A 17,240-nucleotide genomic window follows, 5' to 3' on the forward strand; every position below is an offset into this window, starting at 1 on the left:
GTCAGGACACCTTGGGAGTGGCGCGTACCCCGAGGTGCAGGTACCGCTCGCCCGTCGCCAGTGCGTAGAAGGTCACCGGGATCCACATGCCGGTCTGCGGGTCGTGGATGACGAACAGGTCGTCCTCGACCGCGACGAGGTCGTACTCGAACGTGGTCTCCGGGACCAGTGCTGCCAGTGCCCCGGTGACGACGCGGCGCAGGATCGGGCGGTCGCCCCCGATGACCTCCAGGCGGGCGCCGTCCCGTTCGTAGACACCGGTGTGGCGCTCGACGTCCGCCTCCACGGGCGGCTCCGGCGCGGTGAGCGGGCCGGGCACGGTGACCGAGGCCACCTCGTCGAAGATCTCGGTGAACAGCTGCTGGTAGAAGTCGGCGGCGTTCTCGCGGTTGGTCAACAGGACGACGGCGAGGCCCTGGTCCGGCAGCAACCGCAGATAGGCGGACTGGCCGATGGTGTTCCCGTCGTGCCCGATGACGAGACGGCCGTCCCAGTCGGCCCGGAACCAGCCGAGTCCCCAGGAGTCGCCCAGCAGATGGATGTCGGGCAGATCCACCTGGTGACCGGCCATCGCGCGGACGGATTCCCGGCTGAGCACCCGGGTGCCGTCCTGGGCGCGTCCCTCGTCGAGGTGCAGACGGGCGAAGGACAGGGCGTCGGCGGTGGTGGCGCTGACCAGGCCGGCCGGTCCCATCGACCGGGGCAGCTGCCAGGCGGCCGCGGGGGCGGGCTCGGAGACGCCGTCGTAGACATGTCCCACGGCGGCGCGGTGCAGCAGCGCGTCCTCGGCCAGGGTGACGGTGTGCCGCAGGCCGAGGGGTTCGAGGACGCGGTGGCGCAGCGCCTCGTCCCAGGTCAGGCCGGTCAGCTTCTCCACGACCCGTCCCGCGAGCACGAAACCGGAGTTGCAGTACGACCAGGTCGCGCCCAGCGGATGACTCTGTGCGGAGTCGGCGAGCAGTACGCAGTACTTCTCCAGGCAGTCGTCACCGCGCCCGGTGTCGTTGAAGACGTCGCCGTCGATTCCGCTGGTGTGGGTCAGCAGATGACGCATGGTCAGTTTCTCGTTGGTCCGGGCGTCACGCAGCCGCAGCTCCGGCATGACCTCGACGAGAGGCGCGTCCAGGTCGAGCAGACCCTCGTCGACCAGGCTCATGATCACGGTGGTGGTCCACACCTTGGTGACCGAGCCGAGCTGGAAGAGGGAGTCGGTGGTCGTCTCCACCCCGGTGTTCCTGTTGAGGACGCCATGGGCCACCTCGACGACGTCGTCCCCGCGTCCCGGACGCAGGCGCAGGATGCCTAGGGCGGCCCCCGGAATGCCGTAGCGGTCGGCCAGCGCGGACAGTCGGCGCTGCCAGTGCCGGGCGTCCAGCGGCTCCCGGGACGTGCTCGGCCCGGTGTACCGCTCGACCCAGTCGATCAGCCTGCGCTGGTAGTCGGCGCGGTGCGAGGGAGGACCGTCGATGACGAACAGGTGCGAGCCACCGGGGTAGAGGACCAGACGTGCGGGCACCTCGCGCGCCCGCAGGGCGGCGTACCACTGCTGGGCCTGGCCCACCGGACAGGTCCTGTCCTCCGCGCCGTGCAGGACCAGCGTGGGGGTGGCGACCCGGTGCGCGTCGGTCAGCGGCGACATGGCGGCCCTGCGCCCCGTCCCGTCCGGGTGCGGTCCGCCCAGCTCCCAGGTGCCGTACAGATGGCCCTCGACGGACGTGCCCTCGAAGCTGGTGAGATCGCTGACCACCCCTCCGGCGACGGCCGCCGCGAACCGGTCGTCCCGGCCGGTGAGACGGCAGGTCATGTAGCCGCCGTAGCTGTAGCCGGTCACCGCGAGCCGGGCCGGATCGGCGATGCCGTCCGCGACGAGCTGGTCGACGGGCTCCAGGAGGTCCTTGGCGTCGGCCTCGCCCCAGGCGTGCCGCGCCGCCGTGAAGAACCGTTCGCCGTAGCCGTCGCTGCCGCGCGGATTGACCAGCAGGATCGTCCAGCCGAGGGCGGCGAGCTCCTGGTGGTAGAGGTGCACCTCGTCCGCCGCGCCGTTCCAGGCGTTGTGCGGACCACCGTGGATGTCGAGCAGGAGGGGGCCGGGACCGGTGAGCGCGGGATCACGGACGATCCAGGCGTCGACGCTCTCACCGTCCGAGACCGTGAACACGCGACGCTCGCGGGGATACGGCTCGATGCCCTTCAGAGCCTCACCGTGCCTGGTCAGCGCTGTCGCGTCGCCGGTGGACAGGTCGACCACGGCCACCTCCCCGAACGAATCGGGCGTGGTGAGGACGACGACAGCGGTGTCGCCCGACACGGACAGCCCCGACACGACGTGCTCGTCGTCGTCGAGGACCGGACGGGGCGGCGCGCCGCCGTCGGCCGGTACCTCGTAGAGGTGGGTGCAACCGCGGTCACGGAGGCAGAACAGGACGGTGCGGCCGCCGTCGCGCAGGCGCGGTACGGAACCGGGGTAGGCGGGGCCTCCCAGGAGCACGTTGCGGTCCAGCGCCGAGGAGAGGTCGACGGGGTCGCCGCCGTCGAGCGGCAGCCGGAGCAGGTTCAGGTGCTCGGAAGGGTTCCGCTCATTGCCCACGGCCAGGAGGGCCGCTCCGTCGGACGTCCAGGTGAGTGGCCCCTGGATCAGCATCGGCCGGCCCAGCGCCCGCGGCGCGGAGCCGCTGGTGGAGATGTCGAGCGTGTGCGCCTGGGCCAGTGCGGTGAGGTCGGCGTCCGGCCGCGTGCCCGCGACGAAGGCGAGAACGGTGCCGTCGGGGCTCCAGGCCGGCGGACCGGCGTGCCAGTCGCCCTCGGTGACCTGCCGGCAGGAGCCGTCCGCCACGTCGAGTACGAACACATGGGAACGTACGCCGCGCAGGAGACCCGTTCCGTCCGCCTGGTAGTCGAGCCGGTCGGCCACCACGGGTGCCGGTGCCCGGGATGTCTCCCGCGCGCGGGGCCCGCCCGGCATGTCGTACGTGTCCACGGGCGCGCTGAAGGCGAGCCGGGTGCCGTCGGGGCTCCAGACGGGCGCGCCGGCCCCCAGGGGGAGCGAGGTGAGCCGGGTCGGCTCCCCGCCGACCGCCGGCAGGGCCCACTCCCCGCCGACCGCCGGCAGGGCCCACACCTGGGCGGGCCCGTCCGCGGCGCGCAGGAAGGCGATGCGGCTGCCGTCGGGCGACCAGGCCGGCGCGCTGTCCATGTCCCCGCCGGTGAGCGGCCGGGCGTCGCGGTCCTTGAGATCCACCGTCCACAGGCTGCGTACGTCGAGGTCCCGCCCGGTGTCACCGGTGCGCAGGACGTAGACGCATCTGCGTGCGTCGGGGGAGAGCGCGGGCTGCTCGGGTACCGCCAGCTTGTCCATGTCGTCGACGGTCGGTCGTCGTGTCACCAGAATGCTCCTTGCCGGTGGTGCGAAGGCCGTGGCAGCCACGGTTCACGGGTAGGGGGTGGCGGAACGCCGGGCGGCGCCCGGACGGCGTCCGCCTCAGGAGTGGGCCCGCACGTCGGTCGCCGGGGCGACGGCGGCGAACAGTTCACGGGTGTATGCGTGTCGCGGCGCGCCGAGTACCTCCTCGGCGAGGCCCTGTTCCACGATCCGGCCCTGTCGCATCACCGCGATGTAGTCGCTGACATAGCGCACCACGGCGAGGTTGTGGGAGATGAAGAGCATCGACGACTTCGTCGTGCGTTGCAGTTCCCGTACGAGGTTGAGCACGGCTCCCTGCACGGACACGTCCAGCGCGGAGGTGATCTCGTCCGCGATGACGACTTCGGGCCGGGCGGCGAGGGCACGGGCGAGGGCGACGCGCTGGCGCTGGCCGCCCGACAGGTCAGCCGGACGCCGGCGTGCCAGTTCGGGCGCCAGCCCGACCTGTCGCAGCAGTCGTTCCACCTCCTGGGCGCGGGCCGCACGTTTGCCGCGGTCCGCCTTCGGGAGCCCTTCCGCGACGGAGTCCCCGACCGGCATACGGGGGTCGAGCGAGGAGTAGGGGTCCTGGAACACCATCTGGACGGGCGGGGGCACTCCCCGTCCGCCGCGGGGCACGGGGAGTCCGCCGAGCGTGATCCGCCCGCCGGCCAGGGGGACGAGTCCCACGGCGGCGCGGGCGAGGGTGGACTTGCCGGAACCCGACTCACCGACGAGTCCCACCGTGCTGCCGGCCGGTACGACCAGGTCGATGCCGTCGACGGCGGTGGCGCCGGTCCGGCGTCCGCCGAATGTCACCCTGACGTTGTCGAAGCGGAGTTCTGGCATGTCAGTGGTCTCCTGACGTGGCGGTCGCGCGGTCGTGCGGCGACGGGTCGCGGGCGTCGAACGGATGCCAGCAGGCGACCTTCCCGGTGTCGGTACCGGTGCCGCTGAGTGCCGGTTCCCGTGCCGTGCACTGCCGGTCGGCGCGGGGACACCGGGCCGCGAAGGCGCAGCCGGCCGGGACGTCGGCCGGATCGACGGGCTGGCCGGGTATGACGGCCAGGGGCTCGGAGCGGTCCGTGGTCATGTCGGGAACGGCGTCGACGAGCGCGCGGGTGTAGGGGTGGCGGGCCCGGGTTCGCAGGCCCGCCGCGGGCAGTTCTTCGACGATCCGTCCCGCGTACATGACGAGTACCCGGTCGCAGGCCTGCTCCACGACGGCGATGTCGTGGCTGATGAGCAGCAGGGCGACCGAGTCCTGGGCGCGGACATCGGCGAGCAGGTCGAGCACCTGCCGCTGCACGGTCACGTCCAGCGCGGTCGTGGGTTCGTCGGCGACCAGCAGCCGGGGTGTCCCCATCAGCCCCAGACCGATCATGGCGCGTTGGCGCATTCCGCCGGAGAGCTCGTGCGGGAAGGCCGAGGCACGGCGCTCCGGTTCGGCGATGCCCACGGCGCGCAGCCGGTCCACCGCCCGGGTCAGGGCCGGCCGCCGCCGCATGCCCTGGTGTTCCCGGGCGACCTCCGCGAGCTGGTGGCCGATGCGCCGGGTCGGGTTGAAGGACGTCAGCGGATCCTGGAAGACCATGGCGAACGAGGTGCCCAGCAGTGTGCGCTGCTGCGCGACCGAGGTGAGCAGCAGCGACGTGCCGTCGAAGTCCAGGCGGGCAGCCGTCGTCCTGGCCGGTTCCTCCAGCAGCCTGGCGATCGCCAGTGCCGTCAGGCTCTTGCCCGACCCGGACTCGCCGACGACTCCGATCGCCTCGCCGTGACCCACGCGGAAACCGACTCCGCGTACGGGGCTGATGTGGCCTTCGGCGGCGGGGAAGACGACTCGCAGATCCTCGGCGACCAGTACCGCCCCCTCCTCGGCGGCAGCGGCCGAGGCGCTCTCGGTTCCGGTCTGCGGCCGGGCCGGGCCGGTCGCGCCGGCGAAGCCGGAACCGTCCTGCCGCAAGCACGTGGCCAGCGTCTCGCCGAACTGGTTGAACGCCAGTCCGGCCAGGACGACCGCGACCCCGGGCGCGACGGCCGCCGTCGGATGGATGTAGATGCGGCTGAGCCCCTCGCTCAGGACGCAGGCCCCAGTCGTAGGAGGGCGCGGTCACGCCCAGACCGAGGAACGACAGACCGGCGAAGGCGAGCAGGGCGTTGCCGGCCGCGATGGCGGCGTTGATGATCAGGGGCTCGGCGATGTTCGGCAGGACGTGGCGCAGCAGGATCCGTACGCGTCCCGCGCCCAGTGTGCGTGCCGCCGCCACGTAGTCCAGCGCTTCCACACCCGAGACCAGGGTCTGCACCAGACGCGCGAACCCCGGCGCCACGGCCAGTCCGATCGCGAGAACGGCCCCCCGCTCGCCCGCCCCGAAGATCACCGCGAAGAACAGCGCCAGCAGCAGTCCGGGGAAGGCCACCGCGACGCCGACGAACGAGTGCACCATCCGGCCGACCCGTCGGCCGAGCAGTATCGGCACGCCGCCGAGCAGCAGGCCCGCGCCCACCCCGATCGCCGTGGCGCACAGGGCGAGTCCCACCGACAGCCTCGTCGCCACCAGCACCCGCGCCAGCACGTCGCGGCCCAGACCGTCGGTACCGAGCCAGTGGTCCGCCGAGGAACCGGCCAGCAGGTGCGCGCTGTCCACGGCATCGGCCCGCTCACCCCACAGCATCGGGGCGAAGACCGTCAGCAGGGCGATGACGGCCAGCAGCGCGGCGGCGGTGGCACCCACCGGGGTCTTCACGACGGAGAACCACCGGGGCCGTGATCGCTGGTTCATGGATCAGTTCTCCCTCATCGTGGAGCGGGGGTCGATCAACGACAGGGTCACGTCCACCAGTACCGTCACGAGCAGGACGCCGCTGCCGTAGACCAGCACGATGCCCTGGACGAGGGGATAGTCCTTGGCGAGGATCGACTGCACGACCGTCGTGCCCAGACCGGGCCAGGCGAAGACGTTCTCCACCAGCACGGTGCCGGCGATCATCGTGCTCAGCAGCAGTCCGGCCAGTGTCACCGTCGCCGTGAGGGCGTTGGGCAGGGCGTGCCCCAGGTAGACGCGGTGCCGGCGCAGGCGTTTGGCGCGGGCCGTGCGTACGTAGTCGGCGCCCAGGACCTTGAGGAGTTCGACCCGGACGATGCGGGCGAGTATCGCGGCCGGGCCCACCGCGAGCGACAGCACGGGAAGGACGTACGAGCCGAGGCCCGACCGGCCCGCCACCGGTGCCCATCCCAGTTGCACCGCGAAGACGTACACCAGGCCCACGGCGAGCAGGAACTCCGGGATCACCGCGAGCACCACACTGGTCGTCGTGAAGACCGCCTCCGTGCGGCGACTGCGCTCGCCGCGTGTCAGGGCGGCCGTCACCACTCCGACGGGTACGGCCACCATGATCGAGAAGAAGAAGGCGGCCACCGCCAGTTGCAGGGTCGCGGGCAGCCGTGCGTCGATGGTCTGCGACACCGGCAGACCGGACGTCATGGAAACACCCAGGTCCCCGTGGAGGACGTCGCCGAGGTAGCGCACGTACTGACTCCACAGCGAGTCGTCCAGACCCTGTGCGGAGCGGCGGGCCGCCACGAGGTCGGGTGGCGCGGTCGGTCCGAGGGCTGCCCGGACAGGATCTCCCGGGATCAGATGGATCATCAGGAAAGCGGCGGTGACGAGCGCCCAGAGTGACAGGACCAGCCTGCGGGCGCGGCGCCCGGCGAAGAACAGCCACGGGTTGTCCAGGCGACCGAGTGTTGCCCGGGTGACGGCCGAGTAGCTCGTCATGTGCTTGTACGTCTCCTTGCCTGTGGTGTTCGCGCGCCGTCGGTCGCCGTGCGGGTGGCGGTGGACGACGGCCGGGCGCCGGCCGGGGATGCCATGTCGCGGAGGCCTCAGCCCTTCATGCGGACCGAGGACGGGATGAGGCTGCTCTCACTGAGTTCGAAGACGGCACGCTGCCCGAAGAACGGATTGGAGGCGTTCACGAAAGGAACGACGTCCGCTCGCTCGAACAGGGCCCGCTCCGCCCTGGCCCACTCCTTGCAGCCGGCGGAGCCGGCCGTCTTCGCCGCCTCGGCCACGGCCGCGTCGTAGGTGCCGTTGTCGATGTGCGCGTAGTTGCCCCCCTTCGGAGGGGTCGGACCCGACAGGAACGGCACGGCCTGGCTCGGCAGGGAGAGCGTGAGCGGCAGAACGGCCGCGTCCCACGAACCCTGGCCCGAGATGACCTGCTGGGACAGCTCGGTGTCCGTGACCCCGCGCAGACTCGTCCCGACCCCGATGGCCGCCCACTGCTTCTGGATCAGCTCCGCGCCGGAACGCATGGTGGCACCGAGACTGGTCGGATAGACGAACGTGAGGGACAGCCGGTGGCCGTCCTTGGTACGGACGCCACCCGGCCCGGCGCGCCAGCCCGCTCCGTCCAGGGCCTTCTTCGCCGCCGCGGGATCGTGCGCGGGCAGGCCGGACAGGTCCTTGCCGACCGTGTTCTGGGTGCACGGTCCCTTGCCCGACACCAGACCGGTCGGCGGTGCCCCCTTGCCCCCGCTCACCACACGGCCGATCTCCTGGAGATTCAGCGCCTGGGCCAGGGACCTGCGCGTCGCACCGTCCGAGGCGGGCTGCCCGGACTTCTGGTTGAACCACAGTTCACCGAGCGGAGCGCTGTTGTCCCGCCGGAACAACTTGGCCTGACGCAGACGGTCCTGGTCCGGTCCGGTGACCATGGAGGCGTTCACCGCGCCGGAGGTGAGCAGGTTGGCGGCAGTGGTCTCGTTCGCGACGATCCTCAGAACCACCTTGTCGGGCAGACCGGGCTGGTTCTTCTTCCAGGCTCCCGGGCCCCAGGCGTACTCCTTGCGGCGGGTGAGCGTGTAGTGGTCACCGGGAACGGCTTCCGTCATCCGATACATTCCCGTGCCCACCGCCCCGCTCTTGAGCAGTTTGCGGTTCTTGAGGCCCTTGTCGCAGACGATGTGGAGACCGCCCACATTGCGGGTGAGGAAGGCGTCGGGGACCGGTGAGGTGACGGTGACGGTACCGGCCGTGTCGTCCGCGACGGCCTTGGCGCCGGCCGGCACGTACAGGGAGAGCCGGGTGGAGGCGTTCTCCGGATCACCGGCGTGGTTGATGTTGTCGGCCACCGTGGACGCCCGCAGGGCGCTCCCGTCGGAGCAGGTGACGCCCTTGCGCAGAGTGAACGTCGCTTCGGTGGTCGTCCCCTTCCAGGCGCCGGCCAGGCCCGCCACCACGCGCCCTTGCGGGTCGACGTTGGTGAGCGAGTCGTACAGGAAGCGGTCCGTCTGATAGGCCCCTGCGAGCGTGGTGGCATCGGGGTCGAGGGTCCCCGGGTCGGCCGCCAGCACCATCGTGAAGGTGGCGCCGTCGACCACTTGTCCGTCCGAGCCTGCGGAATTCGTGCCGGTGTCACACGCGGCCAGGCACCACAGAACCACTGCGCCGGTCACTGCCATCACGGGTCGGTACATCACGCCTCCGGGGCTGAGTCATTGCACGCAGCCTTCCGGGAAGGCACCCCGCGCGTCTTGGTGCCCCGACATCAAGAACGGCCCGGGGGTTGGTGCGATTGGACGAACGGCCGGAGAACGGGATCCCTACCCACCGGGGAACCGGCCCGTGATCCGGGCGGTCACGATCGTCGGACGGGACGGCCTCTCCCCCCTGCACGATCCGTGCCGACGTCACCGCCCGGCCGCCCTTGCCACCCACGGCCGCGCCCGCGCACCCGGGTTCGACGACGGACCGGGCCCGGTGGTCTCGCGCCGTCACGCGTCGTCGACGCGGACGGCACTCAGAATCGGTACGGCGGCGGCGCGGCGTCCCGGCAACAGGGAGGTCAGTACGCCGATCCCGGCCGCCGCGAGGAAGCACAGCAGAAGACGGCCCCAGGGCACGGTGAGGACCGCGCCCGACTGACCGACGACGGCCAGGGCACCGAGCGCGCCGCCCGTGACGACACCGAGGGCCGAACCCAGCAGGGAGACCACCGTCGCCTCCAGCCGCAGGATCGAACCGACCTTCCGGCGGTCCATCCCGACGGCACGCAGCAGGCCGAACTCCCTGACGCGCTCGGAGACCGCCATTCCCATGGTGTTGGCCACGCCGAGTGCCCCGATCATCACGGTCACGCTGAGCATCGCGTACATGATGGTCAGGACCGGCGCGTAGACGCGCGCGGCCTCGCGTCCGGCGTCGGCGCGGTCCTGGACGAGCAGCGTCGGATTACCGAGAGCGTGCCGGATCTGCCGCTTGACGTCGGCGACGTGACCGGGAGCGGCTCGTACGAGGACGGAGTCGACGGCACCGTCCCGCGAGTCGGCCGTCGCGGCGGACGTGCGCGGCGAAAGGACGTCGGCGGACAGCAGGACGGGTGTGAGCGCGGGCGGGCCGTCGTAGAGCGCGACGATCCGAAGAGCCGTCCGCTCCTGGCCGGAACCCAGCCTGCCGGTCACCCGCTCACCGAGGTGCCAGCCGTGCGCGGCGGCGGTCCCGCTGTCGACGGCCATGCCCTGGCCGAGGTCGTCCAGGGAGCCGGCGTGCACGGTGAAGTCCACGAGGCGGCCGACGGCGGCGGGATCGACGGCCGTGGCGTACAGGAAGGAATCGTTCCCGGTGGGCCGGAAGGCCACGTCGGTGGTCGCGGTGACGGCGTCCACGTGCGGCAGGCGGGCGATGCGGCCCACCGTGTCGTCCGCGATCTCGGCGAAGTCGATCGCGGTGACCGCCAGGTCGCTGGGCATGTCCGCCTCCGCGTCACGCTGGGCCATGGTGCTCAGGGAGGCCAGGGCCACGGTGACGGCGCTGACGAGCGTGAGACCGATGGTGAGGGCGTTGGCGGTCGCGGCCGTGCGCAGCGGATTGCGGGCGACGTTGGCGAGCGCGAGGACCGCGTCGACACCGGCCAGCCGTGTCAGCGGTGGCCGCAGCAGGCGGGACACGGTCAGGGCCAGCTGGGGGGTGAGGACTGCCAGCCCGGTCAGCAGGAGGGGCACCGCGAAAGCGAACAGGCCGATCTCCCGCGTCGCTGCCAGGGCGATCAGTACGCCCACCGCGGTGGTGAGCGCACCGATGCGGTTGCGCCGGCGCAGCGAACGGGCGGGCGCGGGGAGCGAGGTGCGCAGTGCGGCGACGGGCGCCACCGCGGCGGCCCTGCGCGCGGGCAGGAAAGCGGCGAGCACGGTGACCGCGATGCCGACGGTGAACGCTGCCGCCAGCGGTCCGGCCGACAGCGGCTGAGGCGGTACGAGATCGTCCGGCAGACCGCCGCCGGCGGCGAAGAACTCGGCGAGCGCGGCGGCCACCCCGAGGCCGGCCACGTATCCGGCGGCCGAGGCGACCGTGCCGACGAGGAGGGCCTCCGTCAGCACCATCCGCATCACATGGTGCCGGGTCGCTCCGACGGCGCGCAGCAGGGCATGCTCGCGGGCACGCGCCGCGCTGAGCATGGTGAAGGTGTTGCCGACCAAGAAAGCGGACGCCAGCAGGGCGATGCCGGCGAAGACCGACAGGATGGTGGCCAGCTTGTCATGGTCGGTGCCCGCGGCGGCCTCGGCGTCGAGCCCGGCCCGGGTGACCACCCGCAACCCGGACGGAAGCAGCCGCGCGGCGTCGGCGGCGAGGGCGTCAGGGGAGTGACCCGGCCTCGCGGCAAGGGTGAGGGAGGCGTACGTGCCGGGTGAGGGGGCGAACTGCCTGCGGGCTGTGGCGTTGTCGAACGCCGTGAGGGTGCCGCCACCGGCGAGCCGCGGATCATGGGCCTTGAAGACGCCGACCAGGTGGCAGGAGCGGACCCTGCCGTTGACGATGACGTCGATCCGGTCCCCGACCAGGTGTCCGGCTCGTCGCGCGGACCGCCGGTCGACGGCGATCTCGTCGGCGTGACGCGGGCCGCGGCCCTCGGTCATCGGGTAGCGGGGGTCGGTTCCATGACGGTCGGGCACGTAATTGACGCCTGTGGCGGCCGACGGTGAACCGGTCGGTTCGCCGTCCGAGCCGAGGAGGAAGGCACGCCCTTCCAGCGTGCCCCGGGCCGACGCGGCGGCGGGGAGCGCGGCCAGGCGACGCAGCAGTGCCTCGTCCTGACGGGGCACACCGCCGGGGGAGTCCGGACCGGCGGACGCGTCGGGCAGGATCTCGACGGACACATCGGGCCGGGAAGCCGTCCGGGCCTCGGCCAGCGTCCGCTGAAGCGACTGGCCGTACAGCAGGGAACCGCTGACACAGGCGACGCCGAGCAGGACGGCCGACACGGGCAGGGCCAGCCGTCGCTTCTGCCGATGAAGGGAACGCAGGACGGTACGGAGCATGGAACACCTTCGGCAGGAGAACGCGGCGGTCAGGGTCTGCGGGTCCGGAAAGGAGGGGTGGCCGACGTGCCCGGGTCCGGCCGGCACGCCGCACGAGCGCGCGGCCCGGCCCGGTTCCGTCTGCTCCGTGGCGTGTCTGCCCGGGTGCTGCCTCGGCGCCTCACCCGAAGGGGCGGACGGGAAACGAGGCAGCGGTCCGACAGCGGTCCGGCCGCTGCCGGACGATTCTCCGGCACGGCGGGAAGGCGGCGGATCGGCCGAAACGCGGAGACCGGGCGGCGGAACACTCGGCCGAACGGCCGAGGCGGTGGCCTGCCGACCGGCCGTAGCGTAGGCCGTATGAATCACGCTTTCGGCACCCGGCCGGGAGGAACGCGCATCCTGTGGTGCCTGGCGGCGGTCCTCCTGCCGACCCTGCTCGTCCTCGAAGGACTGGACACCCGCTCCGCCGTCCTGGCGGTCGCCTGGGTCGTGTCCGGGGCCCTGGCCCTGGCCGCGCTCGCGGTTCCCGCCGACCGCTTCCTGCCGGTTGTCACGGCCGCAACGGCGGCCTCCCTCCTGCTGACCGTCCTCAACGCGCAACTGTCACAACGCCCCGAGCACACCTACGGGTTCGTCGAGTCGTGCGCCTTGCTGCTGACGGTCGCCCGCGCACTGTGGCAACGACCGCTGCTCCAGGCCGTGGCGCCCGCGGCCGGTGCGACGCTCGCCGCCTCGGTGGCCTTCTTCCGGCTGCCCGCTCCGGAGTACGGCGTTGTGGGGGCACTCAGTGTGGGGTTCACCTGGGCCGGTGCGGTGCTGATGGCGGTGCTGGGTCTGTGCCTGCGGCTTCTCGACACCCTGCGAGCCCGTGACCACCAGGCCGTTCTGCAGGCCCAGCGCCTCGAATACGCCCGCGAACTGCATGACTTCGTCGGCCACCACATCACCGCGATCATCGCCCACACCAAGGCCGTCAGATACATCTCCGCGGCCGGCAACGGCCTGGAGCCCACCGAGCTGGACCGGATGCTGGCGGGCATCGAGAAGGCCGGGTCGCAGGCCATGGACTCGATGCGGGCCGTGGTGTCCGTACTGCGCGACACCGAGGGGTCCGCCGCCCGGTACGACGGCGACCTCGGTGAACTGCGCACGCTGCTGACGCAGTTCTCCGCCACCGGTCCCGACGCCATGCTGACGCTGGACCCGCGGCTGACGATGCGCCGCCTGCCCCCCGGCGTCGGCACCGCCGCGCACCACGTCGTGCGCGAATCCCTGACGAACATACGCAAACACGGCCAACGGGCCACCGTGGTGACTGTCGATGTCCGCCTGCACGACGACGAGGCGCCACACCTGCGGGTGTCGGTCACCGACAACGGAGCAGGCGGCACCGCTCCGGCGGGCCGGCCGGAGCACGACACCGGGCTGGGCAGACGTCCCGGCTACGGGCTCCTGGGCCTGGCCGAACGGGTCGAGATGCTGGGCGGGCGGTTCGAAGCGGGCCGCCGTGGCAGCGTATGGGCGGTCAGCGCGGACTTCCCGCTGCCGTCCGTACCCCGGGACGCACCGGCAGCCGACGAACTGCAAGTCTGAACGGCATGACGATCAGACTCCTCCTCGCCGACGACCAGGACATGATCCGGTCCGCCTTCCGCCTCATCCTCGGCTCCCAGCCGGACATGGAGATCGTCGCGGAGGTGTCGGACGGCACGGCCGCGGTCGAGGAAGCACGGCGGCTGCGCCCCGACGTGTGCCTCCTCGACATCCGGATGCCGGGCATCGACGGACTGGAGGCGACCCGCCTGCTCGCGGGACCCGACGTGCAGGACCCGCTGAACGTCCTCATCGCCACCACCTTCGACCTGGACGAGTACGTGTACAGCGCGCTGCGCAACGGTGCCTGCGGCTTTCTCCTCAAGGACGGATCCCCGGCGCTCCTGATCGAGGCCGTACGGGCGGTGTCCGAGAAGAACGCCCTGATCTCACCCTCCATCACGGTCCGTCTCCTGCGGCACATGTCCCGCACCTCCGGCTTTCCCGGCACGGGTGTCACACCCGATGAGCGGGAGCGACAGCGGACGCGCCTCGGAGCTCCTCCGGTGCGACGAGCCGAGGCCGAGGACTTGCTGACGCCCCGGGAGGCCGAAGTCGTCCGCCTGGTCGCCCGTGGCCGCACGAACGTGGAACTGGCCGCCGACCTCTACGTGTCGCTCTCCACCGTCAAGACACACCTGGCGAGCGTCCAGCGCAAACTGCGGGCCCGTAACCGTGTCGAGGTCGCGGCATGGGCCTGGGAGCACGGTTACTGCGCCGCCGGGGCCGACGACTGACCCCCTTGTCCGGACGTCGTGCCGGTTCCTCGATGAGCGCGAACACGCGGTCCGAGCCCACGAACCGGGTGCCGTCCGCGCCTGCCGCGCCGGAGGCTGTCGATCCGTCATCAGTCATCCGTCATCCGTGTCGGCTCCGGTGATTCGGAGGGCAGCCGTGAATCACACCGACAGGCATGAGTGACCCGCGGCAGGCCGTCGAACACCGCTGCACCAGAATCTCCTGTCGTTGACGGAGCGGGCAGGGCGGACGGAGCAGACAGGGCGGGCAGGACAGACGGATGCGTGGAACGGAGTGCCGGGGCAAAGTGGGTTGTATGACCATGATGCTCGCCGCCTTTGTTCTCGGTACTCCCGATCCCCCCGCGCTGGCCGACTTCTACCGGGCTCTGCTCGGCTGGGAGGAGGTCGATCGCGAGCAGGAATGGGTCCGCCTGAGGAATCCGGAACAAGAACGTCCCAGTATCAGCTTTCAGTTGGAGAGCGATCACACTCCTCCGACATGGCCGCAGAGCCCGGGCACCCAGCAGATGCAAGCGCACTTGGACCTGCAGGTCGATGACCTGGAGGCGGAGACCGAACGGGCCTGTGCCCTGGGCGCGACGCTGGAGGAGTACCAGCCGCAGAAGGACGTACGGGTCCTTCGTGACCCTCACGGCCATCCGTTCTGCCTCTTCCTCCCGGGCGCCTGAACCCGGGCGCCCGAACGTCGTCGGCTCGGCGCCGGGCCGACGACCGGCGGCCGACCTGGGCCAGCGCCGGCTGCTTGAACCCTGATACCGGATCGGCTCCCACCGCCCGGGTATGCGCGGTCCCGCGCCGTCGCGAGACGGCGCGGGACCATCGGGCCGCGGCGAAGGCGGTGTCCGCTCCGACGGTGTCTACCGCGGCCGGGGCCGGAGGGCAGTTCCCCTCGGCCGCATGGAGCGGCCGGCCGGCCGACCGGCCCGCCACGGCGCGCCGCTGGTGGGCGGAGGCCGCCGCCCTGGCCCGTCCCATCGACCACGCCGTGGCCCTGCTTCCGGTGCTCAGCGGTCTCGCCGTCCGCGCGGCCGTCCCGGTGGACCCGGACGCGGCCGGAACGCTGCTCGCCGAGCACCGCACTCTGCTACCACTGACACCGAGCCTGCTGTCAGCCCGGGAGGAACGCCTGGGCGAGGCCCGGTCCGCGCTCACCGCCCCTGCCCGCGTCGCCCGCTCGACCGGCCATCTCCCGGCGAAGCACTGTTGCTGACCGAGGTCGCCCGTCTCGGCGCAGCGAAGAAGGTCACGGACCGGTTGACTGGACTGGCCCGCACGTACGACGCCGGGTCCACCGGCCCCGCCGGACCTCAGCCACCGCTCACCGGGCCGCCGTGGCCGCCGCACTCACCGCATGCGAAGCGGAGCGGAAACATACCTCGGCCCCGAGCGGGGCTCTTCCATCTGGCCGCCGGACCTCCGGGAGCCGGCACCATGCCAAGAGTTCCGGGTCGACAACCCGCCGGACAATGTCTGCATCAACCTCCAGGTCCGGCCGGACCTGATCGCCAACCGGACGAACAGGACGATGAGCGTCCACTTGAACGCCAAGTGCGCGTTCTTCGTCCTGGACCTGGAACCCGGCCGCTCGGACGACGGGAACCGGCTTCCAGGCGCATCGCCGAACGGAAAACCGGCAGTCGGGCCGCGGTGGTCGAGGCGGGAGCGCCGACGACGAGGCCGGCCCGCGGCCCGCATGCGGTCGGCGAGCGCCCACCCCACCAGGCGCCGCGGCCGGGGCGAGCATGGTGACGCGGTGCTTGCGGCACAGGATGATCCAGGTCGGCGTGACGCGCCAGTGGCCCGTTTCCCACGAGCCGATGCATCGGATCCCCGTACATCCCCGTACATCCTGGAGCTCCGCGGATCTGCAAATGGGCGGGTCCCTCAGACGACGCGGACCCGGCGGGACGGACGAACAGGCGTCCTCTCGAACACTGGCAGGTCACCGGCCACCGCCTCGTCGAGTGAGGCCGGACACGGCATGTCGTCCGGGTGGGTGACGAGGCCGATCAGCGCGGCGAGTCGACGGCCGGCTGCTTGCAGGCCGGCGATCTCTGACTCGATACGGGTGTGTTCGGCCAGCAACCGTTCCGACAGGCCGGGACCGATGTGGCGGGCATCGATCGCGGGGAGGAGCGTGGCGAGCAGTTGGCTGTTGAGCCCGGCGGTGAAGAGCTGCTGGATGAGCTGGACCCGCGCCACGGACGACTCCGTGTAGATCCGTTGACCGCTGGCGGTGCGCTCCGGCTCCAGGAGGCCCTGCTCTTCGTAGTAGCGCAGAGCACGGGTGCTGACTCCGGCCCGTTCGGCCACCTCTCCGATGCGCATGGTCACCCTCCCGGCTCACGACGCGACTCGGAACGACTTGCCCTTCACGTCGACGTCAGGTCTTAGCGTACTCAGCGCGGACGGGAGACGCTCTCCCGTCGCTGTCGAAGGGACGATCATGCAGATCAGCGGAGCCGTCGCACTGGTGACCGGCGCCAACCGAGGCATCGGACGGCACTTCGTCGAACAGCTTCTGGCCGGCGGAGCCGAGAAGGTGTACGCCGCGGCCCGCCGCCCCGACCTCATGGACGTGAGTGATCCTCGCGTCGTCCCGCTGTACCTGGATCTCCTCGACGAGGAGTCGATCTCGAAGGCAGCGGCGGCGGCCCCAGACGTCACCCTGTTGGTCAACAACGCCGGCATCACCACGGGGGCCAACCTGCTGACCTCACCCGTCGACGACATCAGAACGGACCTCGAGACCCACCTGTTCGGTACGCTCCGAGTCATCCGCGCCTTCGCTCCGGTCCTGATCCGCAACGGAGAAGGCGCCATCGTGAACATCCTCTCCGTCCTGTCCTGGGTCGCCACCGCTGCCGGATCGGGGTCCTACTCCGTGGCCAAGGCCGCGGAATGGAACATGACCAACGGTGTCCGCGTGGAACTGGCCGGCCGGAACATTCTCGTCCAGGGAGTACATCTGGGGGCTGCCGACACCGACATGATGGCGGGAAGTGACGGACCCAAGATCGACCCGAGCGAGGTCGCGCGAGCCGGCCTCGCCGGAGTGGAGGCCGGAGCCATCGAAGTCCTGGTCGATGACCCGAGTCGCTTCGTCAAGGCTGCTTTCGCAGGCGATCCCGCGCAGCTCTACGGCTGACGAACGAAGGAGCCGCTCGTCGGAGCACGGTTCCAG

Annotated in this window: 12 protein-coding genes and 1 pseudogene; 5 read left to right on the forward strand and 8 right to left on the reverse strand. The window is 71.5% G+C overall.

Going from position 1 to position 17,240, the window contains the following annotated elements; all coding sequences use genetic code 11:
- Position 1: 1 nt before the first annotated feature.
- From QFZ75_RS38405 to QFZ75_RS38435, 7 genes and pseudogenes are all read right to left on the reverse strand, one after another.
- Positions 2–3,382: a serine hydrolase gene (locus QFZ75_RS38405; protein WP_307544045.1), complete on the reverse strand. Its 3,381-nt coding sequence runs from the start codon at positions 3,380–3,382 to the stop codon at positions 2–4.
- 96 nt (positions 3,383–3,478) lie between these two features.
- On the reverse strand, positions 3,479–4,249 hold the full coding sequence (locus QFZ75_RS38410; protein WP_307544046.1) for an ABC transporter ATP-binding protein: 771 nt from the start codon (positions 4,247–4,249) through the stop codon (positions 3,479–3,481).
- A 1-nt stretch (position 4,250) separates the two neighbouring features.
- Positions 4,251–5,363, reverse strand: a complete 1,113-nt coding sequence (locus QFZ75_RS38415; RefSeq protein ID WP_307544047.1) for an ABC transporter ATP-binding protein — start codon at positions 5,361–5,363, stop codon at positions 4,251–4,253.
- 184 nt (positions 5,364–5,547) lie between these two features.
- Positions 5,548–6,183: pseudogene (locus tag QFZ75_RS38420) on the reverse strand (ABC transporter permease); the annotation flags it as partial.
- 3 nt (positions 6,184–6,186) lie between these two features.
- Positions 6,187–7,179, reverse strand: a complete 993-nt coding sequence (locus tag QFZ75_RS38425) for an ABC transporter permease (protein ID WP_307544048.1) — start codon at positions 7,177–7,179, stop codon at positions 6,187–6,189.
- Positions 7,180–7,286: 107 nt separating this feature from the next.
- A complete protein-coding gene (locus QFZ75_RS38430) occupies positions 7,287–8,867 on the reverse strand; it encodes an ABC transporter substrate-binding protein (protein ID WP_307544049.1) in 1,581 nt (526 codons plus the stop codon).
- Positions 8,868–9,179: 312 nt separating this feature from the next.
- Positions 9,180–11,720, reverse strand: a complete 2,541-nt coding sequence (locus QFZ75_RS38435) for an ABC transporter permease (RefSeq protein ID WP_307544050.1) — start codon at positions 11,718–11,720, stop codon at positions 9,180–9,182.
- 339 nt (positions 11,721–12,059) lie between these two features.
- On the opposite strand from QFZ75_RS38435, the gene QFZ75_RS38440 reads away from it, so the two are divergent.
- The 4 genes from QFZ75_RS38440 (at position 12,060) to QFZ75_RS38455 (ending at position 15,266) form a co-directional block, all read left to right on the forward strand.
- Complete coding sequence (locus QFZ75_RS38440; protein ID WP_307544051.1) at positions 12,060–13,295, forward strand: sensor histidine kinase; 1,236 nt, start codon at positions 12,060–12,062, stop codon at positions 13,293–13,295.
- 5 nt (positions 13,296–13,300) lie between these two features.
- Positions 13,301–14,032: a response regulator transcription factor gene (locus tag QFZ75_RS38445; RefSeq protein ID WP_307544052.1), complete on the forward strand. Its 732-nt coding sequence runs from the start codon at positions 13,301–13,303 to the stop codon at positions 14,030–14,032.
- A gap of 317 nt (positions 14,033–14,349) precedes the next feature.
- The gene (locus QFZ75_RS38450; protein ID WP_307544053.1) at positions 14,350–14,724 is read left to right on the forward strand and encodes a VOC family protein; all 375 of its coding nucleotides are present in this window, start codon (positions 14,350–14,352) and stop codon (positions 14,722–14,724) included.
- A gap of 185 nt (positions 14,725–14,909) precedes the next feature.
- A complete protein-coding gene (locus QFZ75_RS38455; protein ID WP_307544054.1) occupies positions 14,910–15,266 on the forward strand; it encodes a hypothetical protein in 357 nt (118 codons plus the stop codon).
- A 674-nt stretch (positions 15,267–15,940) separates the two neighbouring features.
- On the opposite strand, the gene QFZ75_RS38460 is transcribed toward QFZ75_RS38455, so the two are convergent.
- Positions 15,941–16,384, reverse strand: coding sequence for a MerR family transcriptional regulator (locus QFZ75_RS38460; RefSeq protein ID WP_307544055.1), 444 nt, complete (start codon positions 16,382–16,384; stop codon positions 15,941–15,943).
- Positions 16,385–16,502: 118 nt separating this feature from the next.
- Here QFZ75_RS38460 and QFZ75_RS38465 point away from each other — a divergent pair, with 118 nt between their 5' ends.
- Positions 16,503–17,204 carry an SDR family oxidoreductase gene (locus QFZ75_RS38465; protein WP_307544056.1) on the forward strand — a complete coding sequence of 234 codons (702 nt, stop codon included), beginning with the start codon at positions 16,503–16,505 and terminating at the stop codon, positions 17,202–17,204.
- The last annotated feature ends 36 nt before the right edge of the window (positions 17,205–17,240 follow it).

The organism is Streptomyces sp. V3I8 (assembly GCF_030817535.1).
In the GTDB taxonomy this organism is placed as follows: Bacteria; Actinomycetota; Actinomycetes; order Streptomycetales; family Streptomycetaceae; genus Streptomyces.